This is a genomic window from Arthrobacter sp. TJ-263 (assembly GCF_058269155.1).
This window is the reverse complement of record NZ_JBZCNE010000001.1, coordinates 1,711,062-1,726,919: the sequence shown is the minus strand read 5'-3', so window position 1 is coordinate 1,726,919 and position 15,858 is coordinate 1,711,062. Positions and strand designations below refer to the sequence as shown.

The following is a 15,858-nucleotide window of genomic DNA, read 5'->3' as shown; positions in this document are numbered from 1 at the left end:
GGAAAGGCGCCGACGGGCGTTGCTACACTCGGCGCATGACCGAGCTGAGCGGTGCCCATGTCCTCGTCGTCGGCGCCACCGGCGTCCTCGGGGCCGAGCTGTCCCGCCAGCTCGCCGCACAGGGGGCCCGGCTCACGCTCTCCGGGCGGTCCGAGGACAAACTGGGGGGGCTCGCGGAGGAACTCGGGGAGGCCGTCGTCGGTCGCGTCGCCGCTGATCTGGGCAGGCCCACGGGCCCGGCGGACATCGCCGCCGCGGTGTACGGCCGGGAACTGGACGGACTCGTGTTCGCGTCCGGCGTGGTGGCCTTCGGGCCCGCCACCGAGGTCGACGACGACACCCTCGACGAGCTCGTGCTCGTGAACCTGCTCGGCTACATGCGGCTCGTCCGTGCGGTCGCCCCCTCGCTTTGGAAGGACTCGTTCATCGCGCAGATCAGTGCCGTCGTCGCCGAGAGCCCGACGGCGGGTATGGCCGCGTACTCGGCCACGAAGGCGGGGCTGAGCGCATACGGGAAGGCACTGACGCTGGAGCTGCGCCGGCAGGGCGTCCGGGTCCTCGACGCGCGTCCGCCGCACACGGAGACCGGGTTGGCCACGCGGCCCATCGCAGGGGAGGCCCCCAGGCTGCCGCAGGGCAAGGATCCGGTGGCCGTCGCCGGACGCATCGTCAGCGCCATCCGCGACGGTGAACGGGACCTGGCCTCGTCCGCGTTCTGAGGCCGTCAGCCCGGGGAGCGGCCCCGTCCTACCGCACCCGTGCGACGCGGGCCGGCATCGGGACGGCGGCGACGGCACTGGCCGCGCACGCGAGAGCCGCCGCCGGGAAGGCGACAGCGGCGCTGCCCGCCTGGAGCAGGAGCCCCGTGAGCGATGCCCCGACCGCCTGCCCGAGCACGAGGGCGATGAACAGGAGTGACGTCCCGGCCGCGCTGTCGGCCGCCGTGGCGGCGGCCCACAGGATGAGCACGGACGTCGCTGCCGTGTAGGCGAGGCCGAAGCAGAAGACGGCGGTATAGGCCAGGAGGAGGGAACCGGGCGCTGTCCCCACGAGCGTGGTCGCCGCTGCCGTGACGATGGTCGACAGCGACCACGTCACGGGGATGGAATGCCCCGCGAGCCAGCGGGACACCGCGGCGGCTCCGGCGCCACCCAGCCCCAGGGCTATCCAGGCGCCGGCGGACAGGCCGACGCCCATACCGCCCGCCTGCTCGAGCGTCGCCCTGCCGTAGACCCACACGGCGGCGGACCCGCTCCCGAAGACGAGGGCGCCGCCGAGCGGCCTGGCCAGTCCGTGCACACCCGACCGCGCGACGAGCGAGGGCGCGGCCCGCTGCCCGGCAGGGAGGCCGGGCGTGCCGGTCCCCCTGTCCAGCCGCAGGACAGCGACCATGGACGCCACGGCGAGGACCGCCACCAGCACCCAGGCCAGGCGCCATGCCTCGCCGAGCACGAGGGACAGGGCCCCCGCGAGGACCACGCCGAACCCCGTCCCCGAATTGACCACCGACTGGAGCCGCCCCTGGGCCGGGGAGTCGGCGTTGCGGCCGACCAGCTCCACCATGGCGGGGGAGGCGAACCCCGCTCCCATCCCGGCGAGCAGGACTCCTCCCGCGAACACCGGGGTGCTGGGGGCGGCGGCGATACCCAGGCTGCCGAGGGCCGCGGAGAGCCCGGCGAGCACGGCCACCGCGCGGGGACGGAGGGAGGCGTGGCGGAAGCCGATGCCGGCGGACACGCAGTAGAGGATCGAGGCGCCGGACGCCAGCAGTCCGCTCACCGCGGGCGTCAGGGGGAACGCCGCGGAGAACGCCGGCAGGAACAGTCCGTAGCCGAGGCGGGCCAGGCCGTAGGTGACGGCGATGAGCGCGACGCCGGACGTCGCGAACAGCAGGGCGTGGGGCCGGGCAGATGACTGTAACGATCGTTTCATTGAAACGAACGTTATACCCTTGTCCCATGGCACTTCAACCAACGGCACGGGACCGGCTGCTCGACGCGGCGGAGGACCTCACAGCGACGCAGGGGGTGAGCGTCACCCCCGTCGACGCGATCCTCCAGCGCGCCCGGGTCTCGCCGGCCACGCTCTACGCGCATTTCGGCAACAAGGAAGGCCTGATCACGCAGGCCCTGCGCCGTCGGCTGACCCGGTGGGACACCACCTGGCAGGAATGCGTCGACGAGGCGCCCACCCCCGAGGAGAAGCTGCTCGCCGTCTTCACCGCACTCTCCCGGCACCGGCATGCCCTCACGCCCTCGCGGTGGTGCGTGTTCCTCGGCGTCGCCGCGGAGACCCCGCACCCCGGGCGGGACCTCGAGGACGCGCTCGCCGCCGACACCCGGCTGCTCCTGGGCCGGCTGGAGGACCTGGCGGTCCCCCTCGTGGGCGCGCAGCAGGCGCCGTTGCTGGCGGGTCGGCTCGTCCTGATCTACACCGGCGTCCTCGGGATGATCCTGCGCGGAACAGACGTGGACACCGCCACCGCCGAGGGCCGGCACATCGCCGGCACCACCCTGCGCGCCGTCACCGGACCGACGTCCCCGGGGCGCTGAGCGCCGGCACGGGTCGGTGCCGCTCGGCGCGCGGTCAGGCGAAGTCCCGCACCTTCTTCCAGCCGGGATCGAGGGTGTGCCGCGCGGTGACGTCGCGCCGTTCGCGGGCCGCGGCGTCGAGGACGTCCCTGCCGTTCTGGTCCTCCGAGTCGGAGTAGAAGTGGAGGGTCCGGACGCCCCTGGACGTCTCGGCGGCCACCAGCATCCCCCGGAACCCGAGCGCCGTCACGAGCGAGTCCTCGAGGCCGTTCAAGGCATCGAACGCCGCGGGGCGGGGGAGGCCCTGCTCGTCGGCGTCGAACGGGACCCGCAGTGCCGTGTGGAGGTCGAAGCGGGGATGGTCGATCCACCGCAGCGGGCGCAGGACCCGCACGAGGATCGGATGGCCCGCTCCGAGGGTCCCCTGCAGGAGGAGCCAGTCGGGTGCGGGGAGGGTGCGGGCGAGGTCCGCGACCCGGGCCGGCAGGTCCGCTGCAGGGATGCTGTCCACCACGTCACGGGCGATGCAGTCCACGCGGCGGATCCAGCGTTCGACGGCGTCCTCACCGAGCAGCCATTCGAGCAGCAGGACGCACAATCCGTATTCGTCGTCCCATTGTCCGGTGAAGCCGGGGTTGTACACGGAGACGATGAAGCCGTCACCCGCGCGGGTCACCGCGGCATGCACGCGGGTCCGGCGGAGGTCGAAGGTCCGGCCGCGGTAGGTGATGGTGGATTCCAGCATGTCCGGTTTGGCGCTGCGGGCGGGGACGAAGTCCCACCGGGGGCCGGGCGGCGGGGACGCCCGGTACCAGCGTTCGGCCACCGGACGCAGCGACGCGTCGCCACCGCTGGAGACGCACAGCGTGTGCTCGGCGTCGGTGCCGGTGCGGGTCTCCCATTCGAGGCCACGCGCGATCGCCTGCACACGCCGGGTCATGACGTCCACGTAGGCATCGAAGTCCCCGGCCCGCGTGGCATCGGTCAGGAGCTCTTCGCCGTCGTCCGCCCACCAGCGCCAGAAGGCTTCGATCGGGTCCGTCCCGGCCCTGCGGGCGGAACCCCTGCGGCGGCTGAAAATCCCTCTCACTCCTGCGTCCCCGGTGCTCGCGGGCGCTCAGCGGCGGCGGTAGGTGAGGTCGAACACCATGCGCCCGGCCTCGATCGCCTTGTTCTCGAAACTGGTGAGGGTGCGGCCCCCGAAACGGGGGGCCCAGCCGCCGAGCGAGTCCGTCCCCTCGTTGACGCCCGTGTTCCCGGTGCTCACCGGATCACGGCCCTCACGCACGGGCGCACCGCCGACCACCGATTCCACCCCGCTCTGCCAGACCCGGGTGAGCGGACTGTCCGCGCCGCTGCGTTCGCCGTCGTGGAGGTTCTCGAACTGCGGATGCGCGTCGAGGGCGGCGCGCATCTGCACGGCGTAGCTCGACCAGTCGGTGGCGAGGCGGAACAGCCCCCCGGGGGCGATGACGCGGGCGGCGAGCTCGACGTAGTCCTCCTTCACGAGCCGGCGCTTGTGGTGGCGGGCCTTGTGCCAGGGGTCGGGGAAGAAGGTCCAGAGCTCGGCGACGGACGATGCGGGGATCATCCCCTCGAAGGCCTCCGCCGCATTGACCTGAGCGGTCCGCACGTTCGTCAGGTCCTTCTGGCTGATGCGCAGCATGGTCTGGGCGAGCCCGGGGCGGTACACCTCGAGAGCCAGGTAGTCGCGGTCCGGGTCGAGTTCTGCGGCGTGCGCGATGGCTTCGCCCAGTCCGGACCCGACCTCGACGACGAGCGGCGCCGACCGGCCGAAGGCGGCCTCGACGTCGAGCACGAAGCCGGGCGCCACCGAGGTGTCGGCGTTGTGGACGCGCGGGACGTCCAGGAGGAAGGCCTCGGCGAGTTCGTCCCAGGCCTCGCGCCGCCTGCCCTGGAGGCGCGAGCCCCGCCGGACGAAGGACACGGGCTGGGTGCGGTGCGGCTGGTCGGGGGTCTGTACTTGAGGATCCATCACTCCCAAGGCTACCGGCCGCGGGTCGTCGCGGCGCCCGGGCAGGGCCCGCGATGCGGGGTTCCGGCGCTCCGGCTGGTAAACTCGAAGAACTTGCCTGCGCACGGCCGACCATGTCATCCAGACTGGCGTCATCCAGAACAGCGCGCAGCCTGCGTCGATAGAACGCATTCTTTTGTCCCGCATCCAGCTCGCACGATCGTGAGCGCGGTGGACACTGTCTGACTCTTCTTCGGCGAACCCCTGCGCCGACCGGCGCCGGGGAACATGAGAAGAAAGTTCGTGTACTCCACATGACTACTTTTGCCGCCCTCGGTGTGCCCAAGGCGCTGGTCGAGAACCTCGCCGCGCAGGGCATCGCCGAACCCTTCCCCATCCAGGTCAAGTCGCTGCCCGACTCCCTCGCGGGGCGCGACGTCCTCGGCCGCGGCCGCACCGGCTCGGGCAAGACCCTCGCCTTCGCGCTCCCCATGGTCGCGCGCCTCGCCGAGCAGGAAGCGGCCTACCGCCGCAAACCCGGGCGCCCGCTGGCCCTGGTCCTCGCTCCCACCCGTGAGCTCGCCACGCAGATCAACGCCACGGTCGAACCCCTGGCCAAGGAACTGGGCCTGAACACCACCGTCATCTACGGTGGAGTCTCCCAGCAGCGCCAGGAGAAGGCCCTGCGCGCCGGCGTCGACATCGTCATCGCCTGTCCCGGGCGCCTCGAGGACCTGATGCGGCAGAAGCTGATCACCCTCGAGTCCGTGGAGATCACCATCCTCGACGAGGCCGACCACATGGCGGACCTCGGCTTCCTGCCCGTCGTGAAGAAGCTGCTCGACACGACCCCGGCCGACGGCCAGCGCCTGCTGTTCTCGGCGACGCTGGACAACGGTGTGGACAAGGTGGTCAACCGCTACATGACCAACCCGGTCACCCACTCGGTCGACGACCCCCAGGCCGCGGTCACCACCATGGAGCACCACGTGCTGCTGATCGGCGACCAGACGCAGAAGAAGCAGCTGATCGTCCAGCTCGCCTCCGGCTCCGGCCGCCGCCTGCTCTTCATGCGCACCAAGCACCACGCGCGGAAGCTCGCCAAGACCCTCACCGACGCCGGCATCCCCGCCGTCGACCTGCACGGCAACCTGTCGCAGAACGCCCGCGACCGCAACCTCGCGGAGTTCTCCTCGGGTGACGTCCGCGTGCTCGTCGCCACCGACGTCGCCGCGCGCGGCGTGCACGTCGACGACGTCGAACTGGTGGTCCACGTGGACCCGCCCACGGAGCACAAGGCCTACCTGCACCGTTCGGGCCGCACGGCCCGCGCCGGCTCGTCGGGCACCGTGGTCACGATCACGTTGCCCGAGCAGAAGTCCGAGGTGCAGAAGCTCATGAAGGCCGCGGGCGTCGACGTCGCGTTCGAGAACGTGAAGGCGACCTCGCCCCTGGTCCAGTCCCTGACCGGGGACCTCGCGGAGAAGATCGACCCCCGCACCCGTGCGGCGCTCCTCGTCTCCCGTGAGGCCGCCCGCGGCCAGGGCACGTCCACCGGCGCGAACGCCGAGCGCAAGCGCGCCCGTCGCGGTGCTCCGGCACCGACCGCGGGTGGTCGCGGGGGCCGCGGCGGTCGGGGACGCGTCTCCGCCGATCCGCAGGCCGCCCAGGGCAACCGCGCCGATCGCCGCAAGGACCAGCCGCAGGCACCCCGCTTCGGTACCGACACCGGTGCCGCGGCGAAGACCGGCGGTACCCGCCGTCGTACCGAGGAGCCCCGCACCGCCTCGGAGACGACGTCGCGCAGCCGCCGTCCGGCGTCGGGCCAGCGCGTCGGCGACGCCGTCCCCCGGACGGCCGCCGGGGCTCCCGCGGCCGGTGGCCAGCGCAGCCATGCGCCGTCGGCCGCACGCTCCGAGGGTGCCCGCCGCTCCGGTGGCTCCCGCAGGGCGAGCGTCCCGGCGTCGAACGACCGCCGCCCGCGCTAGCACCACACGCCGATGAGGCCCCCTACCCGTCCGGGTAGGGGGCCTCACGCGTCCCGGGTGGTGCGGGCGTGCGCCGGGTGGGGAAGAATGGCCGGATGAACGCACTCCTGAACGTCATCTGGCTCCTGTTCGGCGGCATCTGGCTCGCCCTCGGCTATTTCGCGGCGGGCGTCATCTGCTGCCTGCTGATCGTGACCATCCCGTTCGGTATCGCGTCGTTCCGGATCGGGGTGTACGCGCTGTGGCCGTTCGGCCAGACCGTCGTGAACCGGGGCGGGCAGATGGGTGCGTGGTCCACGATCGGCAACGTGATCTGGCTGCTCGTCGCGGGCATCTGGATCGCCATCGGCCACGTGGTCACGGCCATCCCGATGTTCGTGAGCATCATCGGCATCCCGCTGGGCATCGCGAACCTCAAGCTGATCCCGGTGTCGCTGGCACCGCTCGGCAAGGTCATCGTCCCGTCCCAGGGAACCTACCTGCCGACCTACCGCTGACCTCCCGGCCGACGTGCCGCTGACGGACCGCCGCCGGACGCCCGGCGGCGGCCGGGCCTAGTCCGACGCGGAGCTGTGGACCGCCGACCCGTTCTGCCCGGGCTTGTCCGCGTTCTTCAGCAGGTCGCCGAGCAGGGCGATGATGTCGAGTCCTGTGGTGTCCTTGACCATCTGCGTGGTCTGGTGGACGCCGCTGGAGACGTTCCTGCTGAGCTGGCTGGCGCCGTCGGTGGAGACCACGGTCATGGTGTCGATGGCGGACATCGGCGCGGCGATCTCGCGGGCCATCGCCGGCAGGACCTCGAGGACCTTCGACAGGATGGCGGCCTGGTTGAACTTCTCGTACGCTTCCGCCTGCGCGGCGATCCCCGCGGCCTCGGCCTTGCCGCGGGCTTCCGCGGATCCCGCCTCCGCGCTACCGCGGGACGCGATGACGGCGGCGTCGGCGCGGCCCCTGGCCTCGCTGATGGACGCCTCGGCGGTCCCACGCGCGGTGTTCGCCGCAGCGTCAGCCTCTGCGGCCACGCGGTCACCCTCGGCGACGAGCTTGCGGCGCGCGAGGTCCACGCGGGCCTCGATCTCGGTCGCCTCGGAGGCGCGACGGCGCTCCTCGAGCTTCGCGTCGGCCTGCTGGATGAGGCGGTACTTCTCGGCGTCCGCGGGCTTGCGCACCTCGGTGTCGAGCTCGCGCTCGCGCAGCTCCGAACGTCGCTGCGCCACCTGCTGCTCGCGGATGATGACCTGCTCCTGCTGTTCCGCCTGGGCGAGCGGTCCCGAGGCGTCGGCCCGCGCCTGGCGGGCGTCGGCCTCCTCCTTGAGTTCCGCGCGGCGGATGATCAGCTGCTGCTGCGCGAGGGCCACCTGTTCGTCGGACAGGGCGCGTGCCTGCTCCGACTCCTGCATGGACCGCGCCTCGGCGATCTTCGCGTTCCGTTCGGCGAGGGCCGCCTCGGGGCGGCCGAGGTTCTTCAGGTACCCGGAGTCGTCGTCCACGGACTGGATCTGGAAGGTGTCGATCTCCAGCCCCTGGTTGTGCATGGAGTGCTCCGCCTCCTCCTTCACGCTCTTGGCGAAGGTGGCCCGGTCCCGGATGATCGACTCGACGGTCAGGGTGCCCACGATGGAGCGCAGCGAACCGGACAGCGTCTCCTGCGTGTAGTGGTCGATGGCGTCCTGCTGGTTGAGGAAGCGCTGGGCCGCCTTGCGGACGGCGTCGGCGTCGCCGCCCACCTTGACCTGCGCGACGCCGGTGAGGTGGAGCTTGATGCCGTTCTTCGAGATGCCTTCGATGCGCAGGGACACCTGCCGGGAGGCGAGGGACAGCGGGTAGGCCCGCTGGGAGAACGGGTTGATGAAGATGCGGCCGAAGACGACGCGCTGGCTGTCCGGATCGGGCTGCCCCTTGCTGTCCTTGGAGGAGATGATGAGTGCCTGGTCCGGGCTGGCAATGTGCAGCGCCATGCGGGCGAGCACGACGGCGGCGACGACGAGGACGAGGAGTACCACCGCGCCGATGATGAGCGGGATGAACGTGAGATCCACTTGCGACCCTTTCAATGGTCTTCGGAGAGGCCCCGGCGGCGCGGGTGCGCGCCGGAGCGTGATCGAGCTACTGCGTGCACTGTGCCGATCCGACCCCCATGTCGTCGAAGTGGATGACCCGCATGCTGCGGGTCCGTGGTCCTAGGAGGCGGCTCCGGTGAGGAACGCCTGCATGAGGGGCCCGCCGGAGGTGGAGCCCAGCTCGCCCTCCTCGACGAAGACGGCCACAGCGAGGTCTCCCTGGAGGGCGACGACCCAGGCGTGGGTACGCGGGGGAGTCTCGCTGCCGAACTCTGCGGTGCCGGTCTTGGCCAGCACGGGGGCCCCGGGGACGTCCTGCAGCAGCTGCGCGCCCCCCTGGGTGACGACGGCGCCCATGAGCGTCTTCAGCATCCCCGACTCCGCGGCCGTGAACGCGCTGGGCGTCGCCGCCGCGGAGGGAGCGGCAGTGGAGGGAGCGGCGGTGGAGGGAGCATCGTCGGAGGGGGCATCCGCGGTGGCCGACGCCGAGCCCGACGGCGAGGCGGTCCCCTCGCCGGTGGACTCGCCCGGTGCGAGGAGTGTCGGCGTGACGCGGGCCCCGGCGCCCACGGACGCCGCCATCGTGGCGAGCGAGAGGGGCGAGACGAGGACCTCGCCCTGGCCGATCATGGCGGCGGCGTGGGCGGTACCCTCGGCCTCGGTGGGTACGGACCCGAAGAAGGCCGGCGTCCCGATGCTCGCTTCGACGCCGATGCCGAGGTCGGTGGCGGCGCCTTCCAGGTCGGCCTGGCTGATCGTGTCCCGTGCGGAGATGAAGCCGGTGTTGCAGGACTGCGCGAAGGTCTCGAGGAGCGGGATCGTGCCGACGGACTGTGCGGGGAAGGTGCTGGCGTTGCTGAACGTCCGGCCGTCGACCGTCACCTCCTCGCTGCACTCGGTCGGTGTCTCGGGCGTGAAACCCTTGCGCAGCAGCGCGAGGCTCGTGGCGATCTTGAACGTGGAGCCCGGCGGGTACTGGCCGAGCAGCGCCGTCTGCAGGCCCTCGCTCCCCGGCCCGTTGGCGGCCGCGAGGATCTCACCCGTGCTGGGGCGGATGGCCACGATCGACGACGCCGACGGCTCGTCCGCGAGCACCTCCTCGCCGAGGCTCTGCAACCGGGGGTCGAGGGTCGTGGCGAGGTCCTCGCCATCCACCGGTGCCGTGGTGAAGAGGTTCCGGGGAGCCGTCGGGGGATCGCCCGCGGGGACCGCGTTCACCGACAGCCCAGGGGTACCGGCGAGCCGGGCGTTGTGCTGGAGCTGCAGCCCGCCCAGGCCGGTGATGTCCCCGGCCCTGACGGTGCCGTCGGTCTGCTCGACGAGCTCCTCGGTGGCCTCCCCGACGCTGCCCAGCAGCTCGCGGGCGAAGGTGCGCGTGGGCGCGAGCTCGAGCGTGTCGGCCTGCCGGAGCGCTCCCGGGATGGCGTCGATCTGCGCGTCGGTCACGGTGCGGGTGGCGTCGTCGCGCAGGACGAGGGCCACCACGAAGGCTTCCTCGCCGGCCGTGGCCACCTGCTCCTCGTAGCCGGCGGCGTCGAGCTCCAGCAGCGTCGCGAGGGCGCGAGCGGAGGCGGCCTGCTGCGCCTCCGGGACCAGCGTCTTGTCGATGCCCACGCGGACGACGGGCCGTTGCGTGACGATGACGGCGCCGTCCGCGCCCGTGATGTCGCCGCGGTCCCCGGGCGTGCGCACGAGGGTGAGCTTCTCCTCCGGCAGCAGGTCGGGGGCGAGGACGCCGGGGTCCCATGCCGTCTGCCAGGAGTCCTCGACGCGCGTGAGGTCCGCCGTCGTGCTGTAGGTCCAGTCCTGGTCGGTCGCGTCGAGGTCCCACACGTAGTCCAGCGTCGCGGTCGCCGTGTCCTCGCCGGTCTCCTCGACGCCGGCCACCGTGACCTGCGGGGGTCCCGGGGCGAAGCCCTCCGTGATCGCGGCCAGCTGGGCGGTCACGTCGGCGGGCTCCGCAGCGGTGAAGGCGGACTGCCCGACGTCGAGCCGTGCGAGTCCCTCGGCCAGCGTGGCGGCGGCGTCCTCGGCCGTCGGCCGGTCGTCCGTGCAGGCCGCGAGGGTGAGGGCGAGGGCGACGGTGGTCAGGACGGACGTGGCACGCTGAAGTTTCCCCATGCGGCCCATTATGTCCGAGAACGCCGGGACGCCCCGTTCCCTCGGCTCGCCGGGGCGTCGCGCCCGCCCCGGACGCGGCGTACCATTCGAGGTCCACGACCCGCCGGGGGCAATGATGCACATCGAGGCACGAACACTCGACGAGGCGGTCGCGCGGAACGCGTTCACGGGCGTGGCCACGGTCGACGTCGGAGAGCGCCGCACCCTCGAGCGCTGCGAGGGCTTCCTGCACCGGGGGCTCCGCGTGCCGATGACGGCTGACACGCGCATCGCGATCGCCAGTGGCAGCAAGGCCTTCACCGCCCTCGCGGTCATGCGCCTGGTCGAGGACGGCACGCTCGGGCTCGGGCAGCGGGTGCGCGGGCTCCTCGGTGACGACCTGCCCCTGATCGCCGACGCCGTCACGATCGAGCACCTGCTGACGCACACCTCGGGCATCGGCGACTACCTGGACGAGAGCGCAGACTGGGAGGCCACCGACTTCGTACTCACCGTCCCGGTGCACATGCTCACCACGGCCGAGGCGTTCCTGCCGCTGCTCGGCGGCCACCCGCAGCAAGCGGCACCGGGGGAGCGGTTCGCCTACTGCAACGGCGGGTACATGGTGCTGGCGGTCCTGCTGGAACGGGTGACCCGGATGACGTACCACGACGCCGTCCGGCGGCTCGTCGTGGATCCCGCGGGGCTGGAGCGCACCGGGTTCCTGCCGCTCAACGACCTGCCGGGGGACGCCGCTCCCGGCTACGTCCTCGACGAGGGCGACCTCGTGAACACGCTGCACCTGCCGGTGCTCGGCAACGGCGACGGCGGAGCGTTCACGACGGCGGCGGATCTGCACCGGTTCTGGTGCGCGTTCCTCGACGGGCGGATCGTCACCCGGGACACCGTCGCGGAGATGATCCGCCCGCGCCACGACGTGCCGGAGGAAGGGCTGCGCTATGGCATGGGCTTCTGGCTGCACGCGGTCCACCCGGCCCTCGTCCTGGAGGGGTACGACGCCGGGGCGTCCTTCCGCTCCACCCACATCCCCGGGACCCGGACCACGCTGAGCGTGCTGGGCAACAGCACCGAGGGCGCGTGGCCGGTCATCCGGACGTTCGCCGCTGCCGTCGACGCAGAGCCCCGACGGCCGGGGAATTCCTGACCCCCCGGCAAAGTTGAGTCGAGTACACTCAAGGCGTCACCAGGATCTCCACCCAGGCCAGAAAGGAACCGCGCGTGGATACCAACTTCACCACCAAGAGCCGTGAGGTGCTGTCAGCCGCTGCGATGAACGCGTCCACGGCGGGCAACGCCCAGATCGAGGCGCCGCACTTCCTGAAGGCGCTGCTCGACCAGCGGGACGGCATCGCCGTCGCCCTGCTCCGGGCGGCAGGCGCGGATCCCGACACCGTGAGCGTCCAGGCGAGCGCAGCGATCAAGGCCCTGCCGTCGTCGTCCGGTTCGTCCGTGGCGCAGCCGCAGTTCTCGCGCGGTGCCCTGCAGGTCGTCAGCGCGGCGCAGCAGGAGGCGGAGACGCTCGGGGACCAGTTCGTGTCCACCGAGCACCTCCTCCTGGCCCTGGCGGCCGACGGGGGAGCGGCGGGCGGGATCCTGCGCTCCGTCGGACTCACCCGCGAGGCCCTCGCTGCCGAGCTGCCCGGTGTGCGGGGCGAGAAGCGTGTCACCACGCCGGATCCCGAGAACACCTTCCAGGCGCTCGAGAAGTTCGGCGTCGACCTGACCGAGGTGGCCCGCAGCGGGAAGCTCGACCCGGTCATCGGCCGCGACGCCGAGATCCGCCGCGTGGTGCAGGTGCTCAGCCGCCGCACCAAGAACAACCCCGTGCTCATCGGCGAGCCCGGCGTCGGCAAGACCGCCGTCGTCGAGGGGCTGGCTCAGCGCATGGTCGCCGGGGACGTCCCCGAATCCCTCCGCGGCAAGAGGCTCATCAGCCTGGACCTCGGGTCCATGATCGCGGGCGCCAAGTACCGCGGCGAGTTCGAGGAGCGCCTGAAGGCGGTCCTCGAGGAGATCAAGGGGTCGAACGGCCAGGTGGTGACGTTCATCGACGAGCTCCACACCGTGGTGGGGGCCGGCGCGTCCGAGGGCTCGATGGACGCCGGCAACATGCTCAAGCCCATGCTGGCGCGCGGCGAACTCCGGCTGATCGGCGCGACGACGCTGGACGAGTACCGCGAGAACGTCGAGAAGGATCCGGCGCTGGAGCGGCGGTTCCAGCAGGTCTACGTGGGCGAGCCGTCCGTGACGGACACCATCGGCATCCTGCGCGGGCTGAAGCAGCGCTACGAGGCCCACCACAAGGTCTCCATCGCGGACTCCGCGCTCGTCGCCGCGGCCACCCTCTCCCACCGGTACATTCCAGGGCGGCAGCTCCCGGACAAGGCGATTGACCTCGTGGACGAGGCCGCTTCGCACCTGCGCATGGAGATCGATTCGGCGCCCGTGGAGATCGACGAGCTGCGCCGCTCGCTCGAACGCATGCACATGGAGGAGATGGCCCTCTCCCGCGAGAAGGACGAGGCGTCCCTCGAGCGGCTGCAGGCTTTGCGGGCCGAGATGGCCGACCGTCAGGAGGAGCTCGACGCCCTGAACGCACGGTGGGAGGCGGAGAAGGCGGGCCTGAACCGCGTGGGTGACCTGAAGGCCTCCCTCGACGAGCTGCGCTCGCAGGCGGACCGTGCCCAGCGCGAAGGCGACCTCGAGACGGCGTCGCGCATCCTGTACGGCGAGATCCCGCGCGTGGAACGCGAGCTGCGCGAGGCCCAGGCCGCCGAGGAGCAGACCGCGACCACCCCCGAGCTGATGGTCGCCGAGGAGGTCACGGCGAACGACATCGCCGAGGTCATCTCCGCCTGGACGGGCATCCCGGCCGGGCGCATGCTGCAGGGCGAGAGCGAGAAGCTCCTCGCCATGGAGCAGGTCATCGGCGCCCGGTTGATCGGTCAGCAGCGGGCGGTGTCCGCGGTCTCCGACGCCGTCCGGCGCGCGCGGGCCGGTGTCTCGGACCCCAACCGCCCCACCGGGTCCTTCCTGTTCCTCGGGCCCACGGGCGTGGGCAAGACGGAGCTCGCCAAGGCCCTCGCGGACTTCCTGTTCGACGACGAGCGCGCGATGATCCGGATCGACATGTCCGAGTACTCGGAGAAGCACTCCGTGGCGCGCCTCGTCGGTGCCCCTCCGGGCTACGTGGGCTACGAGGAGGGCGGACAGCTCACCGAGGCCGTGCGGCGCCGCCCGTACAGCGTGGTGCTGCTGGACGAGGTCGAGAAGGCACACCCGGAGGTCTTCGACCTGCTGCTGCAGGTGCTCGACGACGGGCGGCTGACCGACGGCCAGGGCCGGACCGTCGATTTCCGGAACGTGATCCTCGTCCTGACGTCCAACCTCGGCTCGCAGTTCCTCGTGGACCCGTCCCTCGACGACGCCGCGAAGCGCGCCGCCGTGATGTCCGCGGTGAACGCCAACTTCCGGCCCGAGTTCCTGAACCGGCTCGACGACGTCGTCGTCTTCGATCCGCTGAGCCTCGATGAGCTCTCGAGGATCGTGGACCTCCAGGTCAGGGCACTCGGCGACCGGCTGCACGAGCGCCGGCTCGAACTCGATGTCACGGCGGCGGCCGGCGAATGGCTGGCCCTCACCGGGTTCGACCCGGCGTACGGGGCCCGCCCCCTCCGCCGGCTCGTGCAGCGCGAGATCGGTGACCGGCTGGCGAAGGGCATCCTCGCCGGGGAGATCGTCGACGGCGACACCGTCCTCGTCGACCGGCCCGAACCGGACATGGACGCCCTCGGTGGGTCCGACGCCGAGGGCCTGCTGGTGCACGCCGTCCGCTGACCGGCATCCCTCAGCGCGCCAGCAGGCTCCGGCTGACGGGACCGCCGTCCTCGACGACCGCGAAGCAGTCCACGCGGCGGTCCCCGTCCGCCCAGGTCCCCTCCGTGGGTGTGGCGTGCAGGAGCGTCACCTGGAGGTCCTCGGTGGCGACGTCCGGGTCGATGCCGGCCGATGCCGCGGCGCACGCCGCGTCCGCGCGCAGGCCCAGCCGGTCGCGTCCCGGGAACTCGGCGTCGTCGGCGTAGTCCTCGCTCGCCACGAGCTGCGCGTTGTGCGGCTCGGAGCAGTCGACCCGGACGGCCTCCTCCGTGATGCCCGTGAACTCCGCGAGGCATTCCCCGGCCGCGAGCGACGACGGGTCCACGCGGCCCTCGTCCTCCGATCCGCCCAGTAGCGAGACGAGCAGCCAGACGAGGAGCCCGAGCAGCACGGCAGCGGCGCCGACGAGGAGCAGGAGCGGGACGACACCGCTGCCCGAGCGGGTCCGATCCCGCGTCGGGTGCTCCTCGGCCGCCGGTTCGTCCCCCGCCGCCGTCGGGCCCCGGCCGGTGCGGGATGCGGCATCCCGGTCCTCGCGGGTTTCTCCGGGGGCCCCCGGAGCCGAGGATCCGGTGCGTGCGGGATCACTGCCGGGAGCACTGCCGGGATAGGCGCCGGGATGCTCCGTGCCGGGCGCGCCGCCCTGCGGAGGGAGGGCGTAGGCCCCCCCAATGGGGTCCTCCTCCGGCACCCCCGCTTCCTCCGGCCTGCTCTCCGTGGTGCCGTCCGCCGAGCCCGCCGGATCACCGGCGGTTCCTCCCGCGGGCGCGGTGCCGGCCGGAGCGGCCTCGACGGACGGGGCATCGGCCGGCATGGGTCCGCCCACCAGGGTCCCCGCCCTCTCGGCCTCGGCGGCGACGGCGCGGGCTTCGGCGGCAGCAGCGTCGAGCGACGCCGCTTCCGCGACCTCCCGGCTGATCTGCGCGGGTCCGAGGGCGGGTTCCTCGAGATCCAGGGTGTCCGCGGACACGGTCAGCTCCGGCTCGAGCGCCTCGCCGGAGATGTCCGGATCGTCGAGGACCACGGTGTCGGGGTCCAGCACGGCGGTGTCGGGATCGGGCGCCGCCGTGCTCCCGGGGTCCTCCCTGCGGTCCGCTCCTGGCTCGTGACCGGGGTCCACCGGTACCTGCTCCTCGTTGCTCATGGTGGGCTGTCGTCTCCTTGCACTCCTGGTGCCGGATGGCCACTACCATGGCCGGCGCTCCGACGTCGAGTCGACTCTATCCAAGATCACCTGCGGAGAGGCGGTCCAGCGGAGATCCTGCAGCGCGCACCGCGCTCCGGTGGTCGGCGGTCCTCCCACGGGA

12 protein-coding genes are annotated in these 15,858 nt (G+C 72.2%); 6 read left to right on the top strand and 6 right to left on the bottom strand.

Annotated features, from left to right (window positions below; genetic code table 11):
- The first annotated feature begins 35 nt into the window (after positions 1–35).
- Positions 36–719 carry an SDR family NAD(P)-dependent oxidoreductase gene (locus tag AC4D2F_RS08190; RefSeq protein ID WP_490910126.1) on the top strand — a complete coding sequence of 228 codons (684 nt, stop codon included), beginning with the start codon at positions 36–38 and terminating at the stop codon, positions 717–719.
- A 28-nt stretch (positions 720–747) separates the two neighbouring features.
- Here AC4D2F_RS08190 and AC4D2F_RS08185 read toward each other — a convergent pair whose 3' ends face one another.
- A complete protein-coding gene (locus AC4D2F_RS08185; protein WP_490910125.1) occupies positions 748–1,932 on the bottom strand; it encodes an MFS transporter in 1,185 nt (394 codons plus the stop codon).
- Between the two features lie 26 nt (positions 1,933–1,958).
- Here AC4D2F_RS08185 and AC4D2F_RS08180 point away from each other — a divergent pair, with 26 nt between their 5' ends.
- Positions 1,959–2,552: a TetR/AcrR family transcriptional regulator gene (locus AC4D2F_RS08180; protein WP_490910124.1), complete on the top strand. Its 594-nt coding sequence runs from the start codon at positions 1,959–1,961 to the stop codon at positions 2,550–2,552.
- A 34-nt stretch (positions 2,553–2,586) separates the two neighbouring features.
- Here the strand turns inward: AC4D2F_RS08180 and AC4D2F_RS08175 are convergent, their stop codons facing one another.
- Positions 2,587–3,621 (bottom strand): DUF695 domain-containing protein, encoded by a 1,035-nt coding sequence (locus tag AC4D2F_RS08175; RefSeq protein ID WP_490910123.1) that lies wholly within the window; start codon positions 3,619–3,621, stop codon positions 2,587–2,589.
- 27 nt (positions 3,622–3,648) lie between these two features.
- The gene (trmB, locus tag AC4D2F_RS08170; protein ID WP_490910122.1) at positions 3,649–4,527 is read right to left on the bottom strand and encodes a tRNA (guanosine(46)-N7)-methyltransferase TrmB; all 879 of its coding nucleotides are present in this window, start codon (positions 4,525–4,527) and stop codon (positions 3,649–3,651) included.
- Between the two features lie 293 nt (positions 4,528–4,820).
- Between trmB and AC4D2F_RS08165 the strand changes: the two genes are divergently transcribed.
- Together AC4D2F_RS08165 and AC4D2F_RS08160 are read left to right on the top strand one after the other, a co-directional pair.
- Positions 4,821–6,494: a DEAD/DEAH box helicase gene (locus AC4D2F_RS08165; RefSeq protein ID WP_490910121.1), complete on the top strand. Its 1,674-nt coding sequence runs from the start codon at positions 4,821–4,823 to the stop codon at positions 6,492–6,494.
- A gap of 95 nt (positions 6,495–6,589) precedes the next feature.
- Complete coding sequence (locus AC4D2F_RS08160; RefSeq protein ID WP_490910120.1) at positions 6,590–6,991, top strand: YccF domain-containing protein; 402 nt, start codon at positions 6,590–6,592, stop codon at positions 6,989–6,991.
- A gap of 57 nt (positions 6,992–7,048) precedes the next feature.
- On the opposite strand, the gene AC4D2F_RS08155 is transcribed toward AC4D2F_RS08160, so the two are convergent.
- Both AC4D2F_RS08155 and AC4D2F_RS08150 read right to left on the bottom strand, forming a co-directional pair.
- Positions 7,049–8,533: a flotillin family protein gene (locus AC4D2F_RS08155; protein ID WP_104167994.1), complete on the bottom strand. Its 1,485-nt coding sequence runs from the start codon at positions 8,531–8,533 to the stop codon at positions 7,049–7,051.
- A gap of 141 nt (positions 8,534–8,674) precedes the next feature.
- The gene (locus tag AC4D2F_RS08150; protein WP_490910119.1) at positions 8,675–10,675 is read right to left on the bottom strand and encodes a penicillin-binding transpeptidase domain-containing protein; all 2,001 of its coding nucleotides are present in this window, start codon (positions 10,673–10,675) and stop codon (positions 8,675–8,677) included.
- A gap of 112 nt (positions 10,676–10,787) precedes the next feature.
- Between AC4D2F_RS08150 and AC4D2F_RS08145 the strand changes: the two genes are divergently transcribed.
- The gene (locus AC4D2F_RS08145) at positions 10,788–11,819 is read left to right on the top strand and encodes a serine hydrolase domain-containing protein (protein ID WP_490910118.1); all 1,032 of its coding nucleotides are present in this window, start codon (positions 10,788–10,790) and stop codon (positions 11,817–11,819) included.
- Positions 11,820–11,893: 74 nt separating this feature from the next.
- Entirely contained in the window at positions 11,894–14,512 is a 2,619-nt protein-coding gene (gene clpB, locus AC4D2F_RS08140) for an ATP-dependent chaperone ClpB (RefSeq protein WP_490910116.1), read from the top strand.
- Positions 14,513–14,522: 10 nt separating this feature from the next.
- Here clpB and AC4D2F_RS08135 read toward each other — a convergent pair whose 3' ends face one another.
- Positions 14,523–15,695: a septum formation family protein gene (locus AC4D2F_RS08135; RefSeq protein ID WP_490910115.1), complete on the bottom strand. Its 1,173-nt coding sequence runs from the start codon at positions 15,693–15,695 to the stop codon at positions 14,523–14,525.
- Positions 15,696–15,858 lie beyond the last annotated feature (163 nt).

What these genes read in the sequence shown, in the direction of transcription:
- AC4D2F_RS08190 (WP_490910126.1), top strand. Translation starts at nt 36, where the DNA reads ATGACCGAGCTGAGCGGTGCCCATGTCCTCGTCGTCGGCGCCACCGGC.
- AC4D2F_RS08185 (WP_490910125.1), bottom strand. Translation starts at nt 1,932, where the DNA reads ATGAAACGATCGTTACAGTCATCTGCCCGGCCCCACGCCCTGCTGTTC.
- AC4D2F_RS08180 (WP_490910124.1), top strand. Translation starts at nt 1,959, where the DNA reads ATGGCACTTCAACCAACGGCACGGGACCGGCTGCTCGACGCGGCGGAG.
- trmB (WP_490910122.1), bottom strand. Translation starts at nt 4,527, where the DNA reads ATGGATCCTCAAGTACAGACCCCCGACCAGCCGCACCGCACCCAGCCC.
- AC4D2F_RS08165 (WP_490910121.1), top strand. Translation starts at nt 4,821, where the DNA reads ATGACTACTTTTGCCGCCCTCGGTGTGCCCAAGGCGCTGGTCGAGAAC.
- AC4D2F_RS08160 (WP_490910120.1), top strand. Translation starts at nt 6,590, where the DNA reads ATGAACGCACTCCTGAACGTCATCTGGCTCCTGTTCGGCGGCATCTGG.
- AC4D2F_RS08150 (WP_490910119.1), bottom strand. Translation starts at nt 10,675, where the DNA reads ATGGGGAAACTTCAGCGTGCCACGTCCGTCCTGACCACCGTCGCCCTC.
- AC4D2F_RS08145 (WP_490910118.1), top strand. Translation starts at nt 10,788, where the DNA reads ATGATGCACATCGAGGCACGAACACTCGACGAGGCGGTCGCGCGGAAC.
- AC4D2F_RS08135 (WP_490910115.1), bottom strand. Translation starts at nt 15,695, where the DNA reads ATGAGCAACGAGGAGCAGGTACCGGTGGACCCCGGTCACGAGCCAGGA.